Origin of the sequence: Streptomyces sp. NPDC014006, assembly GCF_043088925.1 — a bacterium.
Lineage (GTDB): Bacteria > Actinomycetota > Actinomycetes > Streptomycetales > Streptomycetaceae > Streptomyces.
In genome coordinates this window covers 76510-102162 of the sequence record NZ_JBICAJ010000010.1, presented here as the reverse complement: position 1 = coordinate 102162, position 25653 = coordinate 76510, and the positions used below count along the sequence as shown (strand labels likewise).

General features: G+C 72.0%; 19 protein-coding genes. 2 read left to right on the top strand and 17 right to left on the bottom strand.

The window, feature by feature from the left end:
* Window positions 1–120 precede the first annotated feature (120 nt).
* The 8 genes from ACF1GV_RS30110 to ACF1GV_RS30075 all read right to left on the bottom strand — a co-directional run bounded on the left by ACF1GV_RS30110 (window position 121) and on the right by ACF1GV_RS30075 (window position 10184).
* A complete protein-coding gene (locus ACF1GV_RS30110) occupies window positions 121–1281 on the bottom strand; it encodes an enolase C-terminal domain-like protein (RefSeq protein ID WP_391686703.1) in 1161 nt (386 codons plus the stop codon).
* A 129-nt stretch (window positions 1282–1410) separates the two neighbouring features.
* The gene (locus ACF1GV_RS30105; protein ID WP_391687287.1) at window positions 1411–2274 is read right to left on the bottom strand and encodes an alpha/beta hydrolase; all 864 of its coding nucleotides are present in this window, start codon (window positions 2272–2274) and stop codon (window positions 1411–1413) included.
* Window positions 2275–2479: 205 nt separating this feature from the next.
* Entirely contained in the window at window positions 2480–3730 is a 1251-nt protein-coding gene (mshA, locus tag ACF1GV_RS30100) for a D-inositol-3-phosphate glycosyltransferase (protein WP_391687285.1), read from the bottom strand.
* Between the two features lie 56 nt (window positions 3731–3786).
* Window positions 3787–5169, bottom strand: coding sequence for an L-serine ammonia-lyase (locus ACF1GV_RS30095; protein WP_391686701.1), 1383 nt, complete (start codon window positions 5167–5169; stop codon window positions 3787–3789).
* Window positions 5170–5248: 79 nt separating this feature from the next.
* A complete protein-coding gene (locus ACF1GV_RS30090; protein ID WP_391686698.1) occupies window positions 5249–6424 on the bottom strand; it encodes an NAD(P)/FAD-dependent oxidoreductase in 1176 nt (391 codons plus the stop codon).
* 260 nt (window positions 6425–6684) lie between these two features.
* Window positions 6685–7818: an aromatic ring-hydroxylating dioxygenase subunit alpha gene (locus tag ACF1GV_RS30085; protein WP_391686695.1), complete on the bottom strand. Its 1134-nt coding sequence runs from the start codon at window positions 7816–7818 to the stop codon at window positions 6685–6687.
* A 23-nt stretch (window positions 7819–7841) separates the two neighbouring features.
* Window positions 7842–8990 (bottom strand): N-methyl-L-tryptophan oxidase, encoded by a 1149-nt coding sequence (gene solA / locus ACF1GV_RS30080; protein ID WP_391686692.1) that lies wholly within the window; start codon window positions 8988–8990, stop codon window positions 7842–7844.
* 105 nt (window positions 8991–9095) lie between these two features.
* Complete coding sequence (locus ACF1GV_RS30075) at window positions 9096–10184, bottom strand: S-(hydroxymethyl)mycothiol dehydrogenase (RefSeq protein ID WP_391686689.1); 1089 nt, start codon at window positions 10182–10184, stop codon at window positions 9096–9098.
* A gap of 344 nt (window positions 10185–10528) precedes the next feature.
* Between ACF1GV_RS30075 and purU the strand changes: the two genes are divergently transcribed.
* The gene (gene purU, locus ACF1GV_RS30070) at window positions 10529–11401 is read left to right on the top strand and encodes a formyltetrahydrofolate deformylase (RefSeq protein WP_391686686.1); all 873 of its coding nucleotides are present in this window, start codon (window positions 10529–10531) and stop codon (window positions 11399–11401) included.
* 99 nt (window positions 11402–11500) lie between these two features.
* Window positions 11501–12298 carry an IclR family transcriptional regulator gene (locus ACF1GV_RS30065; protein WP_391686683.1) on the top strand — a complete coding sequence of 266 codons (798 nt, stop codon included), beginning with the start codon at window positions 11501–11503 and terminating at the stop codon, window positions 12296–12298.
* A 69-nt stretch (window positions 12299–12367) separates the two neighbouring features.
* Here the strand turns inward: ACF1GV_RS30065 and ACF1GV_RS30060 are convergent, their stop codons facing one another.
* The 9 genes from ACF1GV_RS30060 to ACF1GV_RS30020 all read right to left on the bottom strand — a co-directional run bounded on the left by ACF1GV_RS30060 (window position 12368) and on the right by ACF1GV_RS30020 (window position 25649).
* A complete protein-coding gene (locus tag ACF1GV_RS30060) occupies window positions 12368–13618 on the bottom strand; it encodes a MalY/PatB family protein (protein ID WP_391686680.1) in 1251 nt (416 codons plus the stop codon).
* A gap of 148 nt (window positions 13619–13766) precedes the next feature.
* Window positions 13767–14612 (bottom strand): dihydropteroate synthase, encoded by an 846-nt coding sequence (gene folP / locus ACF1GV_RS30055; RefSeq protein ID WP_391687282.1) that lies wholly within the window; start codon window positions 14610–14612, stop codon window positions 13767–13769.
* A gap of 79 nt (window positions 14613–14691) precedes the next feature.
* Window positions 14692–15294 carry a sarcosine oxidase subunit gamma gene (locus ACF1GV_RS30050; protein WP_391686678.1) on the bottom strand — a complete coding sequence of 201 codons (603 nt, stop codon included), beginning with the start codon at window positions 15292–15294 and terminating at the stop codon, window positions 14692–14694.
* Window positions 15287–18628: a sarcosine oxidase subunit delta family protein gene (locus tag ACF1GV_RS30045; protein ID WP_391686675.1), complete on the bottom strand. Its 3342-nt coding sequence runs from the start codon at window positions 18626–18628 to the stop codon at window positions 15287–15289. The genes ACF1GV_RS30050 and ACF1GV_RS30045 overlap by 8 nt, the downstream gene beginning before the upstream one ends.
* A 10-nt stretch (window positions 18629–18638) precedes the next feature.
* Window positions 18639–19871: a sarcosine oxidase subunit beta family protein gene (locus tag ACF1GV_RS30040; RefSeq protein WP_391686672.1), complete on the bottom strand. Its 1233-nt coding sequence runs from the start codon at window positions 19869–19871 to the stop codon at window positions 18639–18641.
* Entirely contained in the window at window positions 19868–21151 is a 1284-nt protein-coding gene (glyA, locus tag ACF1GV_RS30035; RefSeq protein ID WP_391686669.1) for a serine hydroxymethyltransferase, read from the bottom strand. Before glyA ends, ACF1GV_RS30040 begins: the two co-directional genes overlap by 4 nt.
* A complete protein-coding gene (locus tag ACF1GV_RS30030; RefSeq protein WP_391686666.1) occupies window positions 21148–22008 on the bottom strand; it encodes a bifunctional methylenetetrahydrofolate dehydrogenase/methenyltetrahydrofolate cyclohydrolase in 861 nt (286 codons plus the stop codon). Before ACF1GV_RS30030 ends, glyA begins: the two co-directional genes overlap by 4 nt.
* Window positions 22009–22030: 22 nt before the next feature.
* Window positions 22031–24469 carry an FAD-dependent oxidoreductase gene (locus ACF1GV_RS30025; protein ID WP_391686663.1) on the bottom strand — a complete coding sequence of 813 codons (2439 nt, stop codon included), beginning with the start codon at window positions 24467–24469 and terminating at the stop codon, window positions 22031–22033.
* A 217-nt stretch (window positions 24470–24686) separates the two neighbouring features.
* Window positions 24687–25649 carry an ABC transporter substrate-binding protein gene (locus ACF1GV_RS30020; RefSeq protein ID WP_391686659.1) on the bottom strand — a complete coding sequence of 321 codons (963 nt, stop codon included), beginning with the start codon at window positions 25647–25649 and terminating at the stop codon, window positions 24687–24689.
* Window positions 25650–25653 lie beyond the last annotated feature (4 nt).

The window sequence follows — 25653 nt, the reverse complement described above, 5'->3', positions numbered from 1 at the left end:
GACGGGTGACGGTCGGCACCTGCTCCGTCTTCACCGCGGCTCCGGCCGCGCTCGTGCTCCAGCGGCGCGGCGCCGGGGCGCGTCCGGGTGATCGCGGCTCCGGTTCTCGGGGACCTGGGATCAGGCCTTCCGGGACCCGTACACGCGGTAGCGCTCGGCGTCGGGCCACTTGACCTCCAGGCCGAGGCCGGGGCGGGAGGGGTCGGGGCGCAGGGCGCCGCCGTCGGGGGACAGCGTGCCGTCGAACAGCAGGTGCTCGACACGGACGTGGTCGTGGAAGTACTCCAGGTGCCGCAGCCGGCGTACGGCGCAGAACGCGTGGGCCGAGAGCGCCGGCGCGCAGTGGGCCGACAGGTCCAGGTGGTGGGCGGCTGCCAGGCCGGCCGTCTCGAGGACGCCGGTGATGCCGCCGCAGCGGGTGACGTCGGCCTGGAGGCAGTCCACGGCGGGGCCCTCGACGAGGTTGGTGAAGTCCTGGGTGGTGTAGGCGTACTCCCCCGCCGCGATCTCCAGCCGTCCGGGGCCCTGTTCGCGCAGCCTGCGCAGGCCCTCCAGGTCGGCGGAGGAGACGGGCTCCTCGAACCACCGCACGTCCCACTCCTCGTGGAACCGGCGGGCCCAGTACAGCGCCTCCTTGCGGCTCAGCGCCCCGTTGGCGTCGGTGAAGATCTCGGGTGCGTCGCCCACCGCCTTGCGTACGGCCGTCAGCCGCTGCGGGTCGCGCTCCGGCTCCCGCGAGGTCTTCAGCTTGACCCGCGGGATGCCCTGGTCGGTCCACGCGCCGAGTTGCTCGGCGAGCCGGTCCAGGGGGTAGTTGGTGAAGCCGCCGCTGCCGTACACCGGGACACGGTCGTGGAATGCGGGCAGCACGTGCAGGAGCGGCAGGTCCAGCAGCCGTGCCTTGAGGTCCCACAGGGCGACGTCCACGGCGGAGAGGGCCATGGCACCGACGCCGGGGCGGCCGGCGTTGCGGATCTGCCGCCCCATGCGGTGCCACAGCGCCGGCGGTGAGGTGACCTGCTGCTCCTTCAGGAGGGGAGCGAGGAGGGACTCGACGAACGCGGCGACCGACACGTCCCCGTAGGTGTAGCCGAGGCCGCAGGTGCCGCCGGCGTGCACCCTGACCAGCACCATCGTCGTGGAGTCCCACTCCAGGGTGCCGTCCTGCTCCGTGCCGTCGGGGCCGTCGGTGGGCACCTCGAAGGCGTGTACGTCGACGGCGTCGACGCGGCACTCGTCGAGCCCTGCCGGATCGTTCCCTGTGGCCGTGCTGTCCACCACGACGGACTCCCTCCACGCGCCTGTGTCCTCAAGGGGTGACCCGTGGGGCCGGCAGGTAAACGGCCGTTGGTCGCATCGCCCCGGCCGGTCGTCGGCCGGCGGCCTCGGGCAGGCCCTCGGCAGGACCGGTCAAGCGGTGCGCCTCAGGCACTCCTCCGCGAACGCCAAGGCCCTGAGGTGATACGTCCGCGCGGCCCAGCCGAGGCTGATGTTGTGGCCCGCGCCGGGCATCCGGTCCACGCGCACGCGGGGCGCGGCGGTCAGCCGGCCGACCATGTCGGCGACGTCCTCGTCGCCGTGCCGCCACCACGCCTCGTGCTCGGCGAACGTCAGCCGGACGGGCACCCTGACCCGGGGCAGCACATCGGCCGACAGCCGCTCCCAGTCGCCGGCCGACTCCGCCTCGCGCGGCGGCATCGGGGCGACGACCGTCGCGGCGGCCTGGAAGGTGGCGGGCGGGTACAGGCTCAGCGGCCCCCAGTTGAGCCGCCGCCCGTTCCGGCCGTGCCGCACCTGGTCGTAGGGCACGGCGAGTCGAGTGCCGCATCCCGACACGTCCAGGCCCAGCAGCATGCCCGGGGCGTGCTCGGCGGCGAGCAGGAAGGCCGGCTTGCCGGCGAAGGAGTGGGCGAGCAGCAGGACACCGCCGCCCACGGGGCCGTCGCAGGCCAACTGCCGTACCGCGGCCGCGATGTCGGCCGCCTGCTCGACGAGGGTCCGCCCCTCGGGCAGTTCGGCGGCGGACGCGCCGTATCCGGGGCGGTCGAGTGCGACCACCCGGTGTCCGAGGTCCGCGCCGAGGGTCAGCAGGGACAGGTCGGGGTGCGCCTGCCCGTCGAAGTACCCCGCGCTCGTGCCGCCGCCGTGCAGGGCGACGACGAGAGCGCGGGGCGGCCCGTGCGGGGGCTCGCTGCTGAGCCCGGAGAGGGTGACGGGGCCGGCCTGCACCGTGATGCGGCGCACGCCCCGCGAGACGGGAGCCGCCGGTGCCATACCGATGGGGGTGCCGGAGGGCACGGTGGTCTCCGAGAGGTCTGCCATGGGTCGGTCCTTGCTGTTCGCGGATGCGGCGCCCGAGGCGGGATGTCCAGAATCGGTCGGCAGGGGTGGCCGATCAAGCACCGCGGGCGCCGCGTTCAAGCCGCGGGTGACGCGTTCGAGCCGCGGGCGAGCCGGCGGCCGGAGCTCATGGTCGGCTTCAGCCGCGCGGACCGCGCTCCCGCAGGGCTTGCGTGTACACCTGTGCCGTCGCGGCCGCGGCCGCGTCCCAGCCGAAGGAGCGGGCGTGGCGGGCCGCGGCCGTGCCCATGCGGGTCGAGAGGGAGGGGTCGTCGGCGAAGCGGCTCAGTACGCGGGCGTAGTCCGCCGGGTCGTGGCCCGGTACGAGGACGCCGCTCACGCCGTCGCGCACGGCCACCGGCAGGCCGCCGACGCGGGCGGCGATCACCGGGGTGCCGCAGGCCTGGGCTTCGAGGGCCACCAGGCCGAAGGACTCGCTGTGGGAGGGCATGACCAGGACGGACGCCGCCCGGTACCAGTCGGCGAGGCGGTCCTGGCCGACCGGTGGCCGGAACAGCACGACGTCGGAGATGCCGAGCGCGGCCGCCAGTTTGTGCAGTCCCTCAGGCCGGGCCAGGCCGCTGCCGCTCGGCCCGCCCACGACCGGTACGACGATCCCCTCGCGCAGCCGCGGCCGCTCCCGCAGCAGCCGGGCCACCGCGCGCAGCAGCACGTCCGGTGCCTTCAACGGCTGGATGCGCCCCGCGAACAGCGGGATCAGCGCGTCCTGCGGCAGCCCCAGGCGCGCCCGGGCCGAGGCCCGGGCCCGGGCCGCATCGAATGCGCCGGGCCGAAAGCGGTCCAGGTCGACGCCGGGGTGGACGACGGCGACCCGGCCGGTGTCGGCGCCGTAGTGGCGCAGCAGGTCGTCCGCCTCCTGCTCGGTGTTGGCTATCAGCCGGTCGGCGGCCCGTACGACCTGACTCTCGCCGGTCACCCGGATCGCGGGCTCGGGGGTGTCGCCGTCGGCGAGGCCGGCGTTCTTGACCTTCGCCATGGTGTGCATGGAGTGCACCAGCGGCACGCCCCAGCGCGCTGCGGCGAGGCGGCCGACGTGACCGGAGAGCCAGTAGTGGGAGTGGAGCAGGTCGTAGTGGCCGGGGCGGTGGCCGGCCCACGCACGGATCACCCCGTGCGTGAAGGCACAGAGCTGGGCCGGCAGATCCTCCTTGGCCAGGCCCTCGTACGGGCCGGCGGTCACGTGCCGCACCAGCACGCCGGGGGTGAGGGTGACGTCGGCCGGGAGGTCGGCTGAGGTGGCCCGGGTGAAGATCTCCACCTCGATGCCGCGGGCGGCGAGGCGTTGGGCGAGCTCGACGACGTAGACGTTCATGCCGCCGGCGTCCCCGGTGCCGGGCTGGTGCAGCGGCGAGGTGTGCACACTGAGCATCGCGACGCGGCGGGGGCGGCGTCCGGGAGAAGCTCTCACGCGCGTGCCTCGGTTCCTCAGCACTCGATGACGTTGACGGCGAGGCCGCCGCGGGCGGTCTCCTTGTACTTGACCTTCATGTCGGCGCCGGTCTCCTTCATCGTCTTGATGACCTTGTCGAGGGAGACGTGGTGCCGGCCGTCGCCGCGCAGGGCCATGCGGGCGGCGGTGACCGCCTTGACCGCGGCCATGCCGTTGCGTTCGATGCACGGGATCTGCACCAGGCCGCCGACCGGGTCGCAGGTCAGGCCGAGGTTGTGCTCCATGCCGATCTCGGCGGCGTTCTCCACCTGCGCGGGCGTGCCGCCCAGCACTTCGGCGAGACCGCCGGCGGCCATGGAGCAGGCGGCGCCGACCTCGCCCTGGCAGCCGACCTCGGCGCCGGAGATCGAGGCGTTCTCCTTGAAGAGCAGGCCGATGGCGCCGGCCGCGAGCAGGAAGCGGACGACGCCGTCCTCGTCCGCGCCGGGCACGAAGGTCAGGTAGTAGTGCAGGACCGCGGGGATGATGCCGGCCGCGCCGTTGGTCGGGGCGGTGACGACCCGGCCGCCGGCGGCGTTCTCCTCGTTCACCGCCATCGCGTACAAGGTCACCCACTCCATCGCGCGAGCCGCCGGGTCGCCCTCGCTGCGCAGCGCCCGGGCCGCCGCCGCGGCGCGCCGGCGCACCTTCAGCCCGCCGGGCAGGATGCCCTCGCGGGACAGGCCGGTGGCGACACAGCCCTCCATCACCCGCCAGATCTCCAGCAGTCCGGCGCGGATCTGTGCCTCGGTGCGCCAGGCCTTCTCGTTCTGAAGCATCAGCGCGGAGATCGACAGCCCGGTCTCCTTCGTCAGCTCCAGCAGTTCGTCTCCGGTGCGGAAGGGGTGGGTGAGCGGTGTGTCGTCGGGTCTGATCCGGTCGGCGCCCACGGCGTCCTCGTCGACGACGAAGCCACCGCCGACGGAGTAGTACGTCTTCTCCAGCAGCGGCACGCCGTCGGCGTCGTAGGCGAAGAGGGTCATGCCGTTGGCGTGGTACGGCAGGGAGCGGCGGCGGTGCAGGACGAGCTGGGTCGCGGGGTCGAAGCCGATCTCGTGGGCGGGGCCGATCTCCGCGCCGAGCAGGCGGATGCGGCCGGTGGCGCGGATGCGCTCGACGTCCAGGTCGGCCTGGCCGACGTCGACCGTGTGCGGCCTGTTGCCCTCCAGGCCGAGCAGGACGGCCTTCGGGGTGCCGTGGCCGTGGCCGGTGGCGCCGAGCGAGCCGAACAACTCCGCGCGTACGGCGGCGGTCTGGGCGAGCAGGCCGTCGGTCTTCAGCCGTGCGGCGAACATCGCGGCGGCGCGCATGGGGCCGACGGTGTGCGAGCTGGACGGGCCGATGCCGATGGAGAACAGGTCGAAGACGCTGATAGCCACGCCATACTCCGGGGGACGGGCGGGGCGTGTCACGGGGCACGCCCCTGCGGGGTGGGGTTGTCGCTTGCGGGCCCGCGACTCAGACGGCAGCGGGCGCGGCGGCGGGGACGAGGGTGCGGCGCAGGCGGTTGAACAGCTTCGTCTGGTTCAGGGAGAGCACCGCGACCGGAGTGTTCTCGCGCCGGTAGACGGCGGTGAAGCAGCGGCTGTCGACGTCGCCGTCGACGACCTCGGGTACGGCGCCGGGCGCGACATGTCCCGCGAGCTGGATGCGCACCTGGTACTGGTCGGACCAGAAGTAGGGCGCGGGGCGCGGGACGGACGCCGAGACCCCGGTCAGCAGGGTGCGGGCGGCGGCCGTCGCCTGTTCGGTGGCGTTGCTCCAGTGCTCGATGCGGGCGTAGCGGCCGGTGAAGGGGTGCGGGCAGCGGGCCACGTCACCGACGGCGACGACGCCGGGGACACTCGTGGCGCAGCCGGCGTCGCACACCACGCCGTCGTCGGCCTGGACGCCTGAGCCGGCGAGCCAGTCGGTGGCGGGCCGCACGCCGACGCCGACCACGACGATGTCGGCGGGCAGTTCACGCCCGTCCGTCAGCCGGACCCCGGTGACCCGGCCGTCGCCGGTGAGTCCGGCCACGCCGGTCCCGGTGAGCAGGCGCACTCCGTGATCGGTGTGCAGGGAGGAGCACACCCGGCCCATGGTGCGGCCCAGTTGGCGTTCCAGCGGTACGTCGAGCGCCTCGACGACGGTGACGTCGAGGCCGAGCCCGCGGGCGGTGGAGGCCACCTCGGCGCCGATGAAACCGGCCCCGATCACCACCAGCCGTCCGCCGAGGGCCAGTTCGTCCCGCAGGGCGCGGGCGTCGTCCAGGGTGCGCAGCGTGTGGACGCCGGCCAGGCCGTCCGAGCCGGGCAGGGCGCGGGGGCTCGCGCCGGTCGCGACGACGACGCCGTCGGTGTGCAGCCGGCGCCCCGAGGCGAGGGTCACCGAGCGGTCCGCGGGATCGAGGCGCACCGCGCGCTCGCCGAGCAGCCACCGCACGTCCAGGTCGTCGTACTCCGCGGGGTCGCCGAGCGCGAGCGCGTCCGCGTCGAGGGTGCCCTTGAGGAAGTCCTTGGACAACGGCGGCCGGTCGTAGGGAAGGTGGCGCTCCTCCCCCACGACGGCGATCCCGCCGTCGTATCCCTCCGCGCGCAGGGCCCGGACCGTGCTCAGTCCCGCCAGCGACGCTCCGACGACGGTGATGCTCATGGGGACCTCCGGGGTGCCGTTCAGGCAATATGTTTCAGATAGCACAACGACGATCGTTATACGCAACATGCTTTCGGCGTCGACGGAGGCCTGTCAAGAGGAGGGGCGCCATCAGTTCCGAATGGCGCAAGTCGTTGCGCCTGTCGCATCACACCGGTCACAGTTCCGCGTCGCCCGTTCGCTCCGGATGACCTTGCCGCGGACCGTGCGGCGCACGCACCAGCGCCGGGCGAGCGGGGCGGTACGAGGAGCGGCCGGGGTCAGCCCACCGGGTGGACGTCGAGCCTGTCCTGCAGCCAGGTGTGGAAGGCACCGATATGGTGCTCGCTGGGCACCAGCACGCCACCCTTGGCGTACGCCCGCGAGCTCATCCCCGGCTGGGTGCGCTCACAGGCGTCGAAGTCCTGCTGGTTGACCCGGTGGAACAGTTCCACCGAGCGGTCGACGTCCGTGCCGCTCTCCACGACGTGCGGCAGGTACAGCCAGTCGCACTCGACGACCGTGCGGTCGTGCGCCAGCGGGTACATCCGGTGGAAGATCACATGGTCGGGCACCAGGTTGATGAACACCTGGGGCTTGACCGTGATCGCGTAGTAGCGGCGGTCCTGCTCGTCCGCGACCCCGGGGATGCGGTCCAGGCCCTCGCCGCCGTCGACGGTGAAGCCCTTGACCTCGTCACCGAACTCGGCGCCGTGGCCGACGTAGTACTGCGCGGCGTAGCCGTCGGCGAACTCCGGCAGGACCTCGGTCAGTTCGGGATGGATGGTCGCGCAGTGGTAGCACTCCATGAAGTTCTCGATGATGAGCTTCCAGTTGGCCTTCACGTCGTACGTGATGCGCCGGCCGACCCGCAGGTCCTCGATCCCGTAGTTGTCGATCGACTCGGTGTCACCGAGCCGCTCGACCACCGCGCCGATGACGTCCTGTTCGAAGGACGGCGGCGTGTCGGCGAGGCACACCCACACATAGCCGAGCCACTCGCGCACATGGACGTTGATCAGGCCGTACGCGGTGCGGTCGAGGTCCGGCATCGAGGTCAGGTTGGGTGCGGCGACCAGCTTGCCGTCCAGGCCGTAGGTCCAGGCGTGGTACGGGCACTGGAAGGCGCGCCTGACCTCGCCGGACTCCTCTGTGCACAGCTTGGCGCCGCGGTGCCGGCAGACGTTCAGGAACGCCTTGGCGGAGCCGTCCCGGGAGCGGGAGACCAGGACGCTCTCCCGGCCCACCTGGACGGTGCGGAACTGGCCGGGCTTCGCCAGCTCCGAGGCGCGGGCCACGCAGAACCACATGGTCTCGAAGACGCGTTCCTGCTCCAGGGCGAAGACCTCTGGATCGGTGTAGTACTCCCCCGACAGGGTGGCGATCAGGCTGGACGGAAGGCTGGTGGTCGTCATGGCGGTCACCTCGGAAGTGGGCGTCAGACCCGCACACGGCGCGGGTCGAAGAGGGCGATGGGGTGTTCGGTGGTGCCGGCGGTGGCCAGGTCTGCGATGATCTCGCCGATCACGGGGACGAACTTGAACCCGTGTCCGGAGAAGCCGCAGGCCACGGTCACCTGCGGGTGGTCCGGGTGCTGGGCGAGGACGAAGTGCTCGTCCGGGGTGGTGCTGTACATGCAGGCCGCACCCTTGAGGAAGCGGCCGGGCAGAGAGGGGATGCGCGAACGCAGGTACGCGGCCATCGCCGCGACCTCCTCCGCGTGGATCTCCCGGTCGAGGGTGTCGGGGTCGGCGGCGCCGCCCTTGCGGAAGAAGGCGACCTTGGCGCCGCCGCCGGGGCCGTCCAGCGCGGGAAAGCCGTAGATCTGGGTGCCGTCGGGGTCTTCCCAGATGTAGACCGGGTGCCGGTCGGTGGTGAACGGGCCGGTGCCGCCCTCGGGCTGGAACCAGTACATGACCTGACGCTCCACCGTCACCGGCACGCCCAGGCCGGACAGCAGCCTGGGCGCCCAGGCGCCGGGTGCGAACACCAGTCGGTCGGCGGTGTAGGCGCCGCGGTCGGTGACCACCCACGCCTTGCGGCCGGGGCCGTCGGCCTCCCAGCCGAGGACGAGTTCGGCGAAGTGCAGGTCGGCGCCGTGGGCCCGCGCCAGCTCCAGGTGGGCAGTGACGGTGGCCTCCGGCCGGGCCACGCCGGCCCCGCGCTCGAAGAAGGCGACGTCCTCGGGCGCCGGCGTGAACGTCGGGAAGCGGCGCCGGAGGTCGGCGGCGCCGAGGACCTCGTGGTCCAGGCCCCACTCGTGCGCGCTGCGCAGGGTGCCGGCGAAGGCGGCGCTGTCCTCCCGGCCGATCATCAGACCGCCGGTCTCGGTGAAGACCTCGCGGCCGGAGTCGACGGCCAGCTTCTCCCACAGGTCACGGGCGCGCAGCAGCAGCGGCACATAGGCCGGGTCCTCGAAGTAGGCCTGCCGGTAGATCCGGGAGCCGCCGTGACTGGAGCCGAGGTCGTGGGCGGGGCCGAAGCGTTCCAGGCCGAGCACGCGCTGCCCGCGGGCGGCCAGGTGGTAGGCGGCCGCGCTGCCCATCCCGCCCAGACCGACGACGATCACATCGTAGGAAGTGGCCATCTGTCCCTCTCCTGAAGTCGTGCCGATGGTGGGGTCTTTGCTCGTGCCCGGCTCAGCGCCGGACGCGGTGCCGGCGGACGGTGGCGGGGCGCCCGGTCCGCGCCGTCACAGGACGACCACCGAGCGCAGGACGTCACCGCGGCGCATGCTGTCGAACGCGGCTTCGACGTCGTCCAGGACGATCGTCTCGGTGACGAAGTCCTTCAGATCGAAGCGGCCCTGCAGATAGAGGCCGATCAGTGCGGGGAAGTCCCGGGAGGGCAGGCAGTCGCCGTACCAGGAGGACTTCAGTGCCCCACCGCGGCCGAAGACGTCCAGCAGGGGCAGTTCGACGGCCGACCCCGGCGCGGGCACACCGACCAGCACGACGGTGCCGGCGAGGTCGCGGGCGTAGAAGGCCTGCCGGTACGTCTCGGGGCGGCCGACCGCGTCCACGACGACATCGGCGCCGAAGCCGCCGGTGAGGCCGCGGACGGCCTCGACGGCGTCGGTCCTGGAGGAGTCGACGGTGTCGGTGGCGCCGAACCGCTCGGCCCACTTCAGCTTCCGCTCGTCGACGTCGACGGCGATGATGCGGCGCGCTCCGGCGGCCCTTGCGCCCGCGATCGCCGCCATGCCCACGCCGCCGCAGCCGATCACGGCGACCGAGTCGCCACGGCCGACGCCGCCGGTGTGGACGGCGGCACCGAAACCGGCCATCACCCCGCAGCCGAGCAGCCCGGCGACGGCCGGGGAGACGGCCGGGTCGACCTTGGTGCACTGGCCGGCGGCGACGAGGGTCATCTCCGCGAACGCGCCGATGCCGAGCGTCGGGGAGAGCTCCTGGCCGGTGGCGGCGAGGGTCATCTTCTGCGAGGCGTTGTGGGTGGCGAAGCGGTACCAGGGCCGGCCACGCAGACAGGCCCGGCACTGGCCGCACACCGCACGCCGGTTGAGGACCACGAAGTCGCCGGGCGCGACGTGGGTGACACCGTCGCCGACGGACTCGACCACGCCGGCCGCCTCGTGCCCGAGCAGGAAGGGGAAGTCGTCACTGATCCCGCCCTGCTTGTAGTGCAGGTCGGTGTGGCAGACGCCGCAGGCCTCGACCTCGACCAGGACCTCACCGGGGCCGGGGTCCGGCACCAGGACGGTCTCCACCGAGACCGGGGCGCCCTTGTGCAGGGCGACGGCGGCGCGTACCTCGTGTGTCACTTGCCGATCTCCTCGTTGGCGTCGCCTTGTTGCGCAATAAGGAATGAACTTCGCCATAAGAAACAGCCACACTGTCGTCCCTGTGGCTGAGCAGTGTCAAGTGATGAGCGGGGCCGGGTTCAGAGCCGAGCACAGGCCGCCGATGAAGATGCCGACCGGGGCGGCGGCGCCGTGTTCCCCGTGGTCAGGTCGGGTTGTCGTGACTTCTGCGTCGCCGCCAGTTGTTGCGCACTGTGCATCGCAGCGCACTCTGCAGGACGTACCCCTTGACCGCCACCCGCCCCCACGGGACGATGTTGCGTATCACTCTCACTGTTGCGTATTACGCACCCTCGGAGGATGCCATGTCTCCTCGCCCGCAGCCCGGCCGCGAGTTCGTCCTCACCCTCTCGTGCCCCGACCGGGCCGGCCTCGTCCACGCCGTCACCAGCTTTCTGGTCCGGCACTCCGGCAACATCCTGGAGAGCCGGCAGTTCGACGACCGTCTCCAGGACCGCTTCTTCATGCGGGTGCACTTCGACGTCTCACATCCGGGCGTCAGTCTTGACCAGCTGCGCACCGGCTTCGGCCCGGTCGCCGAGGCCTACCGGATCACCTGGCAGCTGCACGACGCGGCGACCCCGCCCCGGACGCTGATCATGGTGTCGAAGTTCGGCCACTGCCTGAACGACCTGCTCTTCCGCCAGTCCACGGGCGCGCTCAACATCGAGATCCCGGCGATCGTCTCCAACCACCGCGACTTCGAGCCGCTGGCCCGTAACTACGGCATCCCCTTCCATCACATCCCGGTCACCAAGGACACCAAGGCGCAGGCGGAGGCCAGGCTGCTGGAGCTGGTCGGCGAACTCGGCATCGACCTGGTGGTGCTCGCCCGCTACATGCAGATCCTCTCCGACGACCTGTGCAAGCAGCTCGACGGGCGGGCCATCAACATCCACCACTCGTTCCTGCCGAGCTTCAAGGGCGCGCGGCCCTACGTCCAGGCCCATGAACGCGGCGTCAAGCTCGTGGGCGCTACGGCGCACTACGTCACCCCGGACCTCGACGAGGGCCCGATCATCGAGCAGGACGTGGTCCGCGTCGACCACTCCCACGCGCCGGACGACCTGGTCACCATGGGCCGCGACGTCGAGGCCCGGGTCCTCGCGCGCGCCGTGAAGTGGCACAGTGAGAACCGTGTCCTGGTGAACGGCCGCTGCACGGTCGTCTTCGGCTGAAGCCGGCCGCCATGGACGGCCCCCACGGACCCCGGAGTCGTCGTATTCTCCCTGTGCGAAGCCGGGTTCACGGCGCCCTGCCGTGCGTATAGTTGCGTCATGAGCAACTACATCGCAGAGAGCGAAACGGCGGCTCCGGCGGTGAGCGGGGTGCAGTCCGTCGACCGTGCCGTCAGCGTCCTGGAGATCCTCGCCCACCGCGGGGAGGCAGGCGTCAGCGAGGTGGCCGCCGAGATAGACGTCCACAAGTCGACCGCGTTCCGCCTGCTCGGCGCCCTGGAGGCGCGCGGTCTCGTGGAGCAGTCGGGCGAGCGCGGCAAGTACCGGCTCGGCTTCGGGATCGTCCGCCTGGCCGGCGCGGTCACGGGCCGCCTCGACATCACCCAGCAGGGCCGGGAGGTGTGCGAGCGGCTCAGCGAGGAGATCGGCGAGACCGTCAACATCGCCGTCCTGCAGGAGCACTACGCCGTCAACCTGTACCAGGTGCGCGGACCGGGCGCCGTCGGCACCCACAACTGGGTCGGGCAGCTCACCCCGGTGCACGCCACGTCCAGCGGCAAGATCCTCCTCGCCCATCTGCCGGCCGCGCGGCGCGACGAGGTGCTCGAGACATCCGGGCTGCCGAAGCTCACGCCGCGCACGCTGACCGCCCGGACGAAGCTGGAGAAGGATCTCGCCGAGGCACGGGAGCGCGGGTACGCGGTGACGCTGGAGGAGCTGGAGATAGGGCTGCATGCCGTGGCGGCCCCGATCCGCGCCCACCACGGCGAGGTCGTCGCCGCGCTCAGCGCCTCCGGACCCGCGTACCGCTTCACCGAGGAACGGATGCACGAGCTGGCACCCCTGCTGGTCAAGGGCGCGCAGGAGATCAGCCACCGTATGGGATACGTCGGCTGAGTCCGGCCCTGTCTCCTGGCAGGGGTGGCCGGCGGCACGCCGTCGGTGGTCATCGCCTCCGGTGGCGCCTCAGGCCGTACCGGTGACCGCCGTGAGCAGGCGCCGGATCGCCTCGTCGACCGTGGCGCGGGGGCAGCCGAGGTTCACCCGCATGTAGCCGTGGCCCTCGACGCCGAACTTCTGTCCCTTGTCCAGCCACAGCCGTGCCCGGGTGAGCATGAACGAGTCCAGGGACTCGGCGTCCATCCCCAGACCCCGGCAGTCCATCCACGCCAGATAGAGGGAGTCCGCCGGCAGGACCCGGACCTTCGAGGTGCCGTGGTTCACCGCCTGCGCGAAGCGGGCGTGGTTGCCGCGCAGATAGGTCAGCAGCTCCTCCAGCCACGGCTCGCCGTACGCGTAGGCCGCCTCGGCGGCGACCATGCCGAGCACGTTGACCAGCGGGAACGCATTGCGTTCGTACTGCCGGGCCAGTTCCCCGCGCAGCCTCGCGTCGGGCACGAAGACGTTGGCGCTCTGCAGGCCCGGGAGGTTGAAGGTCTTGCTGGGGGCGGTGCACGTGATGCTGTTGCGCGCGAAGCCCGGGCCGAGCGAGGCGAAGGGGACGTGCCTCTTGTCCGGGTTGATGACGAGGTCCTGGTGGACCTCGTCGGAGACGACCAGGACTCCGTGGCGGGCACAGATCTCACCCATGGCCGTCAGCTCGTCCTCGGTCCAGACGTTGCCGGTGGGGTTGTGGGGGTGGCTCAGGACGAACAGTCTCGTGTCGGGCCGTATCGCGGCCTCGAAGGTCCGGGCGTCGAACCGGTAACCGTTGTCGGTCCGCTCCAGTGGGGCAAACGCGAGGTGCCGGCCGTTGAGCCGTACGTCGTCGTGGAAGTGCGCGTACACCGGCGGCTGGATCAGGACCGAGTCGCCGGGCGCGGAGAACGCCTGCACGGCCGTCTTGAGCGTGGTGATGATGCCCGCCGTCTGCAGCACCCACTCGCGGGGCACCTCCCAGCCGAAACGCTTCGCCTGCCAGCCGGTCACGGCGTCGAGGTAGCTGTCGGTGGCACCTCCGGGGTACCCGAAGACACCGTGGTCCACGGCCTCGTGCAGCGCGTCGAGCACGGCCTGGGGAGCCCGGAAGTCCATGTCGGCGACCCACATCGGCAGCGGGTCCGCCGCGGCCTCGCCGGGGTCGAGGAACTGGTCGGCGCAGGCCCACTTCATCGAGTTGGAGGACCTGCGGTCCACGACGGTGTCGAAGACCGACCCCGTCGGGCCGTCGGCGGGATCCGGCCGGTTCGGGCCGCACGCGCTCGGTTCCGTTGCCATGACTGGATGCTAGCGAGGACTCACGCCCGCCGACCGGCCGAGCAGGTCCGCGGGCCCGGGGGGGGCGGCGTGCTCGTCAGGGCCGACGCCCTGCCCGCGCCGGCAGTGCGGAGTGGCCGGTGGGCACCCCTCGCGGCGCGGGCCCGGCCTAGGCGCCCCAGCGGGCCGTCACCAGTACCGCGTCGAGCGTGGAGGTCACGTCGTGCACGCGCAGGCACCAGACACCCTGTGCGGCGGCGAGCACGGAGACCGCGGCCGTCGCCGTGTCCCGCAAGGGCGCCGGGCGCGGCCGTCCCGTTACCGGATCGGCCAGCACCTGGCCCAGGAAGGACTTGCGGGACGCGCCCACGAGGACGGGCAGGCCCAGCGCCCGGATCTCGTCGAGACGGCCCAGCAGCTGCCAGTTGTGCTCGGCCGTCTTGGCGAAGCCCAGCCCGGGGTCGACGACCAGGCGGTCCGGCCGGATCCCCGCCTCCAGCGCGGCGTCGATCCGCAGGCGCAGCTCGTCGGCCACATCGGTCACGACGTCGTCGTACACGGCATTGGCCTGCATGCCGGCGGAGTGGCCGCGCCAGTGCATGACGACGTACGGCACCTGCGCCCGGGCCATCAGCGCCGGCAGCGCCGGGTCGGCGAGGCCGCCGGAGACGTCGTTGACCAGCCGCGCTCCCGCCTCCAGGGCGCGGGCGGCGACCTCGGCCCGCATGGTGTCGACGCTGACGGTCGCCCCGGCCCCGGCCAGCTCCCGCACGACCGGCAGGACGCGCCGCAGCTCCTCCTCCACCGTCGGGCGGGCCGCGCCGGGCCGGGTGGACTCCCCGCCCACGTCCACGATGTCGGCGCCCTGCTCCAGCAGGACCATCCCGTGCGCGACCGCCGCGTCAGAAGCGTGGCAGAGCCCGCCGTCGGAGAACGAGTCCGGGGTGACGTTGACGACGCCCATCACCAGCGTCCGCCCGGGCCGCGGCAGCCCGGACGGGTACAGCTGCGGCATGCCCGGGCGGGACGCGGTGAGGGAAGGGGCCGTGGCGGTCACGGGGACCCCGCCGGGGGCGTCGTGGCCACCGTGCCCCTCACCGGTGCTCCACGGCCGCGTCCAGCAGCCAGTCCGTCAGATAGCCGGCGAAGGAGGACCGCACCAGGACCCAGAAACCCGCCCTTGACTCGTCGCGGGCCACGAGGACGACCTGGGTGCGGGCCAGCGTCGTCTGGGCGCAGCGCCCGGGGCCGAAGGCCCGCGGGTGCAGGTCCAGCGAGCAGCCGTGGGCCAGCAGGTCGCGGGCGCGTGGCCCGCCGACCAGCAGGGTGGTGCGCTGGGCGGAGACGTCGGTGACGGACACGTGCTCGTCCCCGGCCGCCTCGCGGATCCGGCCCTCCAGCTCCCGCTGGGTGCCGGGCCGGCCCACCACGAGCCATTCGTCGGGGCCGAGCCACACCACGGTGACCTCCCCGGCGTGGACGACGGTGTTGGGCTCCAGGGGGAGTTGGAGGCCCAGGGCGAGCCCGACGGCGTCCGCGGCCGGGCCCTTGGCGTCGAGCCGCACGTCCACCTGCGCCAGCAGGGGCAGTTCGGCCAGGCGGATCGCTCCCCGGGAGGCACGGGTCGTGGCGGCCAGGCGTGCGGCGGCGTGCGCCAGGGGGCTGCGCTGCCGTGCGGTCAGGGCGGTGTCAGCCATCGCGGCGGGCTCCCTCGGGGTCGAAGAGGACGGGACTGGCGACGGTCACCGGGACCAGACGGTCACCGACGGGCGCGTAGAGGCGTTCGCCGATGCGTTCCCGGCCGCCCTTGATCAGGGCGAGCGCGAAGGCACGGCCGAGCGCCGCACTGCGGTAGCTGGAGGTGACGTGCCCGAGCATCGGCACCGGCGGGGCGGGCAGTTCGCTGTCGGCGACCAGGTGGGTGCCCTCGGGCAGGAAGTCGGCCGGGTCCTCGGGCAGCAGGCCGACGAGGTGCTTGCGGTCGGGGCGGACGGTGTCGGGGCGGGCGTAGGAGCGCTTGCCGATGAAGTCGGGCTTCTTCTTCGACACCGCCCAGCTCATGCCGAGGTCCTGCGGGGTGACCGTGCCGTCGGTGTCCTGGCCGATGATCGGGTAGCCCTTCTCGGCGCGCAGGACGTGCATGGTCTCCGTGCCGTACGGGGTGATGCCGTACGCGGCGCCGGCCTCGTACAGCGCCTCCCACAGGGCGAGTGCCTCCCAGGGCGAGACGTTGATCTCGTAGGCGAGTTCGCCGGAGAAGGAGATGCGGCAGACCCGCGCCCCGATGCCCGCCACGGTCGTCTCCCGCCACGCCATGAACGGGAAGTCGTCGTTGGAGACGGCCAGTTCGGGCGCGAGGGAACCGAGGACCTCGCGGGACTTCGGACCGACCAGGGCGACGGTGGCCCACTGCTCGGTGACGGAGGTGCAGTGCACCTTCAGGTCGGGCCACTCCGTCTGCAGCCACTCCTCCATCCAGTCCAGTACGGCGGCTGCGTTGCCGGTCGTGGTGGTGACCAGGAAGCGGTCCTGCTCGAGCCGGATGACCGTGCCGTCGTCGAAGACCATGCCGTCCGGACGGCACATCACGCCGTAGCGGATCATGCCGACCTTCAGGGTGCTCATCATGTTGGTGTAGAGCCGGTCGAGGAGGACCGCGGCGTCCGGCCCCTGTACGTCGATCTTGCCGAGGGTGGAGGCGTCCATGAAGGCGACGCCCTCGCGGGCGGCGCGGCACTCGCGCAGTACCGCGGTCTCCATGTCCTCGCCGGGCCGGGGGTAGTACCAGGGCCGCTTCCACTGGCCGACATTCTCGAACAGCGCGCCGTGCTCGGCATGCCAGGCGTGCAGGGCGGTGGTGCGGACCGGGTCGCTCAGCGCGCCGCGGTCGCGGCCGGCGAGGGCGGCGAAGGACACCGGTGTGTACGGCGGGCGGAAGGTCGGCAGGCCCAGCGCCGAGATGTCCACGCCGAGGAGTTCGGCGACGACCCCGCTCGCCAGCACGCCGGCCGTGCGACCCTGGTCACCGCCGGTGCCGGCGGTGGTGTAGCGCTTGGTGTGCTCCACCGAGCGCAGTCCCGCCCCGGTGGCGCGTGCCAGGTCGTCGACGGTGACGTCACGCTGGAGGTCGACGAACCGGGGCGCGCCGGTGGGGGCGGGGATCGTGAAGACCGGCAGGGGTGGGGTGTACGGCTGGACGGCCACGGCCGGCAGGGCGGGTGTGGCGGCGGTGTAGCCCTCCGCCTCGATGGCGCGGGCGCCGGCCGTCGCACCCTCGGTGAGGGCCGCGGCGAGGTCGAAGGCGCCGTTGGCGCTGCCCGCGGCCTCGACCGCCTGACGGGCGCTGTCGGGAACGAACGTGCCGAGCGTGTCGTCGTGGCGGAGCTTGCCGCCGGACTGGCTGAACAGGTGCGCGACCGGGTTCCAGCCGCCGGAGACCAGCAGCAGGTCGACGGCGAACTCCCGCTGCCCGGCGCTGTGTCCGTACGGGGCGACGGTCACGGCGGTGAGCCGGGCGGCGCCCTCCGTGCCGGTCACCGCGTGCCCGGCGAGCACCTCGATCCCCGCGGCCCCGGCCCGCCGCGCCCACTCTCCCGGCTCGGGCCGCGGGTCGACGATCGCCGCGATGTGCACGCCGGCTTCTGCGAGGTCGAGCGCGGCGGCGTAGGCGCTGTCGTTGGTGGTGAACACCACCGCGTGCCGGCCGGGGACGACCCCGTAGCGGTGCAGGTACGTCCGGGCCGAAGCCGCCAGCATCACACCGGGGCGGTCGTTGTCTCCGAACGCCAGCGAGCGTTCGTGCGCGCCGGTCGCGAGGACCACGCGCCGGGCGCGGATGCGCCAGACCCGCTCGCGGGAGACGTTCTCGGGGGCGTCGGCGCCGAGGTGGCTGGTGCGGCGCTCGACGGCGAGCAGGTGGTTGTCGTCGTAGTAGCCGAAGACGGTGGTACGGCGCAGGACGCGCACCTCGGGCGCGAGGTCGAGCCGGGCGCGGGTCTCGGCGACCCAGTCGAGGTGCTCGCCGGTGCCGAGCAGGCTGCCGCCCGGCTCGGGCTGGTCGTCGGCGAGGATGACGCGGGCGCCGCTGTCCGCTGCCGCCGCCGCGGCCGCGAGACCGGCCGGTCCGGCGCCGACGACCAGCAGGTCGCAGTGGGCGTGCACGGCGTCGTAGCGGGCGGGGTCGGGTTGGGTGGCGAGGCGGCCCTGGCCGGGCAGGCTGCTCGCGACCAGGCCGTCGTACAGCTCGACGGCGGGGGCGGGGAGCATGGGCTCGGGGAAGGGGGCCTCGATCTGGACGACCGCGTTCGGTTCCTCGACGCCGGCGGAGAAGATGCCGCGGGGGCGGCCGAGTCTGATGCTGGTGCCGGCCTGGATGACGCCGTTGGCGAGGAGGGCGGAGGCGAGGGTGTCGCCTCGGTAGCCGCGGTACTCCTTGCCGTCGAAGGTGAAGGTGAGGGGTTCTTCGCGGTTGATGCGGCCGCCGGTGGGGGTGCGGAACGGTTGGGCTGCGCCCCCGCCGCTCCTACCCGTCCCCTCCTGAAGGGGCCCGGCTCCTTCGACCCCGCTGGGGGCTGCGCCCCCAGACCCCCCTTCGGCCTGAACGGCCTCGTCCTCAGTCGCCGGACGGGCTGATGGTGCCGGACCGGGCTGAGAAGCGACCGCGCTCGGCTGAGAGGTGACGGGACCCGGCTGAGACGTGGCCGGGCGCGGCTGGGAGGTGACCGGAGCCGACTGAGACATGGCCGGGCGCGGCTGGAACGTCTCCGGGCGCGGCTCGCCCGTCTTGTACACCGCCAGGATCTCGTTCGTCGCCGTGTTCCGTACCGCGTTGAACCACTTGCGGCAGCCCGCCGCGTGGCTCCAGCGTTCGGCGAAAGGTCCCTTGGGGTTGTCGCGGAAGAACAGGTAGCGGGCCCACTCCTCGTCGGTGAGGGCGGCCGGGTCCTCGGGGTAGGGCACGTGGGCCTGGCCGCCGTAGTGGAACTCGGCCTCGTCGCGGGGCCCGCACCACGGGCAGGAGATCAGCAGCATGGGTCGGCTCCTAGTGGGCCACCGCGGCCGCGCCGTGCTCGTCGACGAGCGCGCCGGTGGTGAAACGGTCGAGCGAGAACGGGGCGTTCAGGGCGTGGGGCGTGTCGTGGGCGATGGTGTGGGCGTAGACCCAGCCGACGCCCGGGGTCGCCTTGAAACCGCCGGTGCCCCAGCCGCAGTTGAGGTAGAGGTTGCCGACCGGGGAGAGGCCGACGATGGGCGAGGCGTCGGGGCTGACGTCGACGATGCCGCCCCAGGTGCGCAGCACGTGGGCGCGGGCGAACACCGGGAAGAGCTCCAGGGCGGCCGCCATCTGCTCCTCGATGATGTGGAACGCGCCGCGCTGGGTGTAGGAGTTGTACGCGTCGATGCCGGCGCCCATCACCAGCTCGCCCTTGTGCGCCTGGCTGACGTACACATGGACGGCGTTGGACATGACGACCGTCGGATGCACCGGCTCCAGGAGTTCGGAGACGAGCGCCTGCAACGGGTGGCTCTGGAGGGGAAGTTCGATGCCGGCCATGGCGGCGAGGACCGAGGTGTGGCCGGCCGAGCACAGGGCGACCTTGCCGGCCGCGATGGGACCGCGGGTGGTCTGTACGCCGACGACCCGGCCGCCGATCACGTCGAGGCCGGTGACCTCGCAGTTCTGGATGATGTCGATGCCGGCGGCGTCCGCGGAGCGGGCGAAGCCCCAGGCCACGTAGTCGTGCTTGGCGATGCCTGCGCGCGGCTGGTAGGTGCCGCCGAGGACCGGGTAGCGCACGTCGGGCGAGGTGTTGACGATCGGGCAGACTTCCTTGACCCCGTCCGCGTCCAGCCATTCGGCGTCGACGCCGTTGAGCCGGTTGGCCTCGACGCGGCGGACGCTGTCGCGGACGTCCTGGAGGCTGTGGGCGAGGTTCAGCACCCCGCGCTGGGAGAAAAGGATCGGGTAGTCCAGCTCCTCCTCCAGCCCCTCCCACAGCTTCAGGGCGTGCTCGTAGATCCCGGCGCTCTCGTCCCACAGGTAGTTGGAGCGGATGATCGTGGTGTTGCGGGCCATGTTGCCGCCCGCGAGCCACCCCTTCTCCAGCACGGCGACGTTGGTGATGCCGTGGTTCTTCGCCAGGTAGTGGGCGGTGGCCAGGCCGTGTCCGCCGCCGCCCACGACGATCACGTCGTAGGACGGTTTGGGGTCGGGGTTGCGCCACAGGAACTCGGGGTGGTCGGGGAGGTCGGCGCCGGGGGTGCGGGGGCTCATCGGGCGTCTCCGTCGTGCGAGAGGTGCGGGTAGAGCGGGTGCTTGGCCGCGAGGGCCTCCGTGCGGGCGCGCAGGGAGGTGATGTCAGGCTCGGGCTGGAGGGCGAGTGCGATGACGTCGGCGACCTCGGCGAAGTCGGCCTCGGTGAAGCCGCGGGTGGCCAGGGCCGGGGTGCCGATGCGCAGGCCGGAGGTGACCATGGGCGGGCGCGGGTCGAAGGGGACGGCGTTGCGGTTGACGGTGATGCCGATCCGGTGGAGGAGGTCCTCGGCCTGCTTGCCGTCCAGGGGCGAGTCGCGCAGATCGACCAGGACGAGGTGGACGTCGGTGCCTCCCGTCAGCACCTTCACGCCGGCCGCGGCCGCGTCGGGGCGGCCGAGGCGTTCGGCGAGGAGGTGGGCGCCGGCCAGGGTGCGGGCCTGGCGTTCGGCGAACGCGGGTGTGGCCGCGACCTTGAAGGCGACCGCCTTGGCGGCGATGACGTGCTCGAGCGGGCCGCCCTGCATGCCCGGGAACACCGCCGAGTTGACCTTCTTCGCGAGATCGGCGTCGTTGGTGAGGATCACGCCGCCGCGGGGGCCGCCGAGTGTCTTGTGCGTGGTGGTGGTGACGACGTGCGCGTGCGGGACGGGGCTCGGGTGCAGTCCGGCGGCGACCAGGCCCGCGAAGTGCGCCATGTCGACCATGAGGAGGGCGCCGACCTCGTCGGCGATCCGGCGGAAGGCGGCGAAGTCCAGCTGCCTCGGGTACGCCGACCAGCCCGCGATGATCATCTTGGGCCGGTGCTCCTTGGCGAGCCGCTCCACCTCGTCCATGTCGACGAGGTGGTCCCCCTCACAGACGTGGTAGGGCACGACGTTGAGCATCTTGCCGCTGTAGTTGAGGCGCATGCCGTGCGTGAGGTGGCCGCCGTGCGCGAGGTCCAGGCCGAGGACGGTGTCGCCGGGCTGGAGCAGGGCGAAGAAGACGGCCGTATTGGCCTGCGCGCCCGAGTGCGGCTGGACGTTGGCGTAGGACGCCCCGAAGAGGGACTTGACGCGTTCGATGGCGAGCCGCTCGGTGACGTCGACGTGTTCACAGCCGCCGTAGTAGCGGCGGCCGGGGTAGCCCTCGGCGTACTTGTTGGTCGCGACCGAGCCCTGGGCCTCCATCACCGCGGTGGGTGCGAAGTTCTCGGAGGCGATCATCTCCAGGGTGGACTGCTGGCGGTGCAGCTCGGCGCGGAGGGCTTCGTGGACCTCGGGGTCCAGCTCCGCCAGGGGCGTGTTCAGCGCGTTCATACGGTGTTCGCGTTCCTCTCGGCGGCCTCGACGACATTGGTGAGCAGCATCGCGCGGGTCATGGGGCCCACTCCCCCGGGCATGGGGGCGAGCCATCCGGCGACTTCGGCGGCGTCCGGGTGGATGTCGCCGACGAGCCCCTGCTCGGTGCGGGTGATGCCGACGTCCAGGACGGCGGCGCCGGGGCGCAGCATGTCCCGGGTGATCAGTCCAGGTGAGCCGGCCGCCGCGACGACGATGTCCGCCTCGCGGGTGTGCCGGGCCAGGTCCTTGGTTCCGGTGTGGCACAGGGTGACGGTGGCGTTCTCGGACCGGCGGGTCAGCAGCAGTCCGATGGGGCGGCCGACGGTGATGCCCCGGCCGATGACGCACACCCGCGCGCCGGCGAGCGGGACGTCGTACCGGCGCAGGAGTTCGACGATGCCGCGCGGGGTGCAGGGCAGCGGGGCGTCGGTGCCGAGGACGAGCCGGCCGAGGTTGACGGGGTGCAGTCCGTCGGCGTCCTTGGCCGGGTCCATGCGGGCGAGGACGGCGTTCGCGTCCAGGTGGCGCGGGAGGGGCAGCTGGACGATGTAGCCGGTGCAGGCGGGGTCGGCGTTGAGTTCGTCGATGACGTCCTCGACCTGCTGCCGGTCGGCGTCGGCGGGCAGTTCGCGGCGCAGGGAGGCGATGCCGGCCTGGGCACAGTCGCGGTGCTTCCCGGCGACGTAGGCGTGGCTGCCGGGGTCGTCGCCGACGAGGACGGTACCCAGTCCTGGCGGGCGCCCTTGAATCGCGGTCAGCTTGGCTGCTCTTTCGGCAAGTTCGCGGCGGATGGCGGCCGCGGTCGCCTTGCCGTCGAGGAGTCGTGCGGTCACCGGCGGTGCTCCTTCCGGAGGGTCAGCCACGCAGACGGGACATGGTCGGGTCGAACAGCGGCTCCTCGGCGACGACCGCCTCGATCCGCTGGTCGAAGTAGCCGATGTGCACGGTGGTGCCGGGGGTGGCGAGTTCGGCCGGGAGCCAGGCGTAGGCGATGCCCTTGCCGATGGTGTAGCCGTAGGCGGCGCTGGTGACGTAGCCCACGGCCCTCTCGCCCGCGTACACCGGCTCCTTGCCGAGGACGACGGCCTGCGGGTCGTCGATGGTGAGGCAGGTGAGCCTGCGCCGCACGTCGGCCTTGCGCAGTTCCAGCGCCGCCTTGCCGATGAAGTCGCCCTTGTCGGGCTTGACGGCGAAGCCGACGCCGGCCTCGTAGGGGTCGTGCTCGTAGGTCATGTCGGTGCCGAAGGAGCGGTAACCCTTCTCCAGGCGGAGGCTGTTGAAAGCGCCGCGGCCGGCGATGACGCCGCCGAGCGGTTCGGCCGCCGCCCACAGGGTGTCCCACAGCTTCAGCCCCTGGTCGGCGGTGGTGTACAGCTCCCAGCCGAGTTCGCCGACGTAACTCAGTCGCATGGCCGTCACGGGCACCGAACCGATGTAGGCGTGCCTGGCGCGGAAGTACTTCAGGCCCTCGTTGGAGAAGTCCTCGTCGGTGAGGGGCTGCAGGACTGTGCGGGCGAGCGGTCCCCACAGGCCGATGCAGCAGGTGCCGGCGGTGATGTCGCGGACCTGGACGGTGCCGGCGGCGGGCAGGTGCCGGGTGAACCAGTCCAGGTCGAGGTTGCCGTTGGCGCCGACCTGGAAGCGGTCGCGGGCGAGGCGGGCGACGGTGACGTCACTGCGGATGCCGCCGTCGTGGTCGAGGAGCAGCGTGTACGTCACCGAACCGACCGACTTGTCGATCTTGCCGGTGCACAGGCGTTCCAGGAAGGCCGCGGCACCCGGGCCGGTGACCTCCAGGCGCTTGAGGGCGGTCATGTCGTACAGGGCGACGGTCTCGCGGGTGACCTGGGCTTCGGCGCCGACGATCGGGGACCAGTAGCGCGCCGCCCAGTCGTTGGGGGTGGGGATCTTGCGCCCCTCGACCAGCGGTGCGTTGGCCTCGTACCACTGGGGGCGCTCCCAGCCGTTGGCCTCCAGGAAGAACGCGCCGTGGCCCTGCTGGCGGGCGTAGAAGGGGCTGGTGCGGATCGGGCGCGGTTCGCCGGACGGCTGGAGCGGGTGGAGGATGTCGTAGACCTCCTCGAAGTTCCGGCAGTCGCGGGCCAGCACGTACTCCGGGGAGAGCTGGTGCGGTTCAAAGCGGTTGACGTCGCACTCGTGCAGGTCGAAGGAGGAGCAGTAGCCGTCGACCAGCCATTCGGCGACGGCCCGGCCGACGCCCGCGGAGTGGGTGACCCACACGGCCTCGGCGACCCAGAAGCCCTTGACCTGAGGGGACTCGCCGAGCAGCGGGTAGCCGTCGGTGGTGAAGGAGAACAGGCCGTTGATGCCCTCCTCGACCTTCGCCTCCTGCGTCACCGGGAGCAGGGACTGCGTCTCGGCCCAGGCCGGCTCGAAGTCCTCCTCGGTGAACTTCAGCACCGAGGGCATCTCCTCGGCCTCGTCCACGGAGAGGATGTCGTCGGCGGAGACGGGCATGGGGCGGTGGCCGTAGGAGCCGATGCCGAGGCCGTCGTAGCGGTCGCGGTAGTACAGGTCGGCGTCCTGGTGGCGCAGGATCGGGCGGATCGCCTCCTCGGTCTGGCCGGCGAGGGCGGGGACCGGGCCGGTCCAGGCGAGCTGGTGGGCGAGCGGGGTCAGCGGCAGGTTCATGCCGACCATGCGGGCGATCCTCGGGCCCCAGATGCCGGCGCAGCACACGACGATGTCGGCGTCGAGTTCGCCGTGGTCGGTGACGACGCCGGTGACGCGGCCCTCGCTCTGCTTGATGTCGAGGACCTCGTGGCGGGCGAGGAAGCGCACGCCACGCTCGGTGGCCCGGCGGATCTGCGCCTCCACGGCGAGGACGGCCTTGGCCAGGCCGTCGGTGGGGATCAGCAGACCGCCGAGGATCCTGTCGCGGTCGAGGAGGGGGTGCTGCTCCACGCACTCGTCGGGGGTGAGCAGGTGCCCCTCGATGCCCCAGGAGGTGATCCAGCCGTGCCGGCGCCGCAGCTCGGTGAGGCGCTCGGGGCTGGTCGCCACTTCCAGGCCGCCGACCTGGAGGAAGCAGGGCTCGCCGTCCACGTCCAGGGAGCAGAACTTCTCGACGGTGTAGCGGGCCAGCTCCGTCATGGTCTTCGAGGCGTTCGTCTGGAAGACCAGGCCCGGGGCGTGCGAGGAGGAACCCCCGGTGGCCGGCAGAGGGCCCTGGTCGACCACGGTCACTTCGGTCCAGCCGCGCGCGGAGATCTCATCCGCGAGGGCCGCTCCCACGACACCCGCTCCGATGATGACCACTCGGGGTCCCGCCATCGCCCAACCTCCGAACTCGAAACCGCCTAGTTGCCTTCTACGCAACTCGCTTCAGGTTGCGCAACTCAATCTGCCTGTCCCCGTGATGAGTGTCAAGGGGTGCGTGACGTCGGAAAACAGCCCGGAAAAAGGCTGGACGCGGCGATGCCCGGCGGGCGGCACGCAGGTGTGCGCGCCGCCCGCCGGGCATCATCAACAGCTCTGCCGTACGGCCTCGTTACTTCAGCCAGGCCTCCACCGTGCCGCGGTTCGCCTCCACCCACTTCTTGGCCGCCGCGTCGTCGGACATCTTGTCCACGGCGATGTACTTGGCGACGGTGTTCTGGTCCTCGTTGGTCCAGTGGAAGTTCTTCACCAGCTTGTACGCCGGGCTGCCCGACTTGGCGAACTGGGCACTGACGATCTTGTCCAGATCGTAGACGGGGTAGTCACAGGCGATCTTGGCCGCGTCGGCGTCACAGCCGCTCCTGTACGCCGGCAGACCGACCTTGACCAGCGGCACCTCCGTCATGAACCACTGCGGCTCGTAGAAGTAGCCGATCAGCCACTGCTTGTTCTTCTCAGCGTTGCGGAACGCCTGGATGAGTGCGGTCTCGCTGCCCGCGTACACCACCTTGAAGTCCAGCTTCAGATTCGTCACCAGCGCCGCGTCGTTGGTGACGTAGGAGGGGTCGCCGTCGAGGAGCTGGCCCTTGCCGCCGGACTCGGAGGTCTTGAAGTTGGCGGCGTACTTGTTCAGGTTCCGCCAGTCCTTGATGTCCGGGTGCGCCTTGGCCAGCCACGGCGGCACCCACCAGCCGATGACACCCTTGTTGCCGGTCTGCCCGGCCAGGACGGCGGTCTTCTGACCGGTGACGTACTTCTTCTTCAGGTCGTCGTGACCCCAGTTCTCCAGGACCGCGTCGACCTCGCCGGTGCCGAAGCCCTGCCAGGCGATCTCCTCCTTCAGGTCCTTCTTGGTGACCTTGCAGCCGAGATCGTGCTGCGCCACGTACGCGACGACCGCCGCGTCCGCCTGGTAACCCACCCACGGGTTGACGGCCAGGTTGAAGGTGCCGCAGGTGCCGTCCGCGTTCTTCGCGGCGGAGGTGTCCTCGCCGACCTTCGCTCCCACGCAACCCGTGAGCGTGAGGCCGAGAACGGTCAGGCCGGCCGCGCCGGTTCTCCAGTGTCGTGCCATGGTG

What these genes read in the sequence shown, in the direction of transcription:
- ACF1GV_RS30025 (WP_391686663.1), bottom strand. Translation starts at nt 24,469, where the DNA reads ATGGCGGGACCCCGAGTGGTCATCATCGGAGCGGGTGTCGTGGGAGCG.
- glyA (WP_391686669.1), bottom strand. Translation starts at nt 21,151, where the DNA reads ATGAACGCGCTGAACACGCCCCTGGCGGAGCTGGACCCCGAGGTCCAC.
- purU (WP_391686686.1), top strand. Translation starts at nt 10,529, where the DNA reads ATGTCTCCTCGCCCGCAGCCCGGCCGCGAGTTCGTCCTCACCCTCTCG.
- ACF1GV_RS30050 (WP_391686678.1), bottom strand. Translation starts at nt 15,294, where the DNA reads ATGGCTGACACCGCCCTGACCGCACGGCAGCGCAGCCCCCTGGCGCAC.
- ACF1GV_RS30045 (WP_391686675.1), bottom strand. Translation starts at nt 18,628, where the DNA reads ATGCTGCTGATCTCCTGCCCGTGGTGCGGGCCCCGCGACGAGGCCGAG.
- ACF1GV_RS30085 (WP_391686695.1), bottom strand. Translation starts at nt 7,818, where the DNA reads ATGACGACCACCAGCCTTCCGTCCAGCCTGATCGCCACCCTGTCGGGG.
- ACF1GV_RS30020 (WP_391686659.1), bottom strand. Translation starts at nt 25,649, where the DNA reads ATGGCACGACACTGGAGAACCGGCGCGGCCGGCCTGACCGTTCTCGGC.
- mshA (WP_391687285.1), bottom strand. Translation starts at nt 3,730, where the DNA reads ATGCTCAGTGTGCACACCTCGCCGCTGCACCAGCCCGGCACCGGGGAC.
- folP (WP_391687282.1), bottom strand. Translation starts at nt 14,612, where the DNA reads ATGCCGCAGCTGTACCCGTCCGGGCTGCCGCGGCCCGGGCGGACGCTG.
- ACF1GV_RS30040 (WP_391686672.1), bottom strand. Translation starts at nt 19,871, where the DNA reads ATGAGCCCCCGCACCCCCGGCGCCGACCTCCCCGACCACCCCGAGTTC.
- ACF1GV_RS30090 (WP_391686698.1), bottom strand. Translation starts at nt 6,424, where the DNA reads ATGAGCATCACCGTCGTCGGAGCGTCGCTGGCGGGACTGAGCACGGTC.
- ACF1GV_RS30060 (WP_391686680.1), bottom strand. Translation starts at nt 13,618, where the DNA reads ATGGCAACGGAACCGAGCGCGTGCGGCCCGAACCGGCCGGATCCCGCC.
- ACF1GV_RS30105 (WP_391687287.1), bottom strand. Translation starts at nt 2,274, where the DNA reads ATGGCACCGGCGGCTCCCGTCTCGCGGGGCGTGCGCCGCATCACGGTG.
- ACF1GV_RS30065 (WP_391686683.1), top strand. Translation starts at nt 11,501, where the DNA reads ATGAGCAACTACATCGCAGAGAGCGAAACGGCGGCTCCGGCGGTGAGC.
- solA (WP_391686692.1), bottom strand. Translation starts at nt 8,990, where the DNA reads ATGGCCACTTCCTACGATGTGATCGTCGTCGGTCTGGGCGGGATGGGC.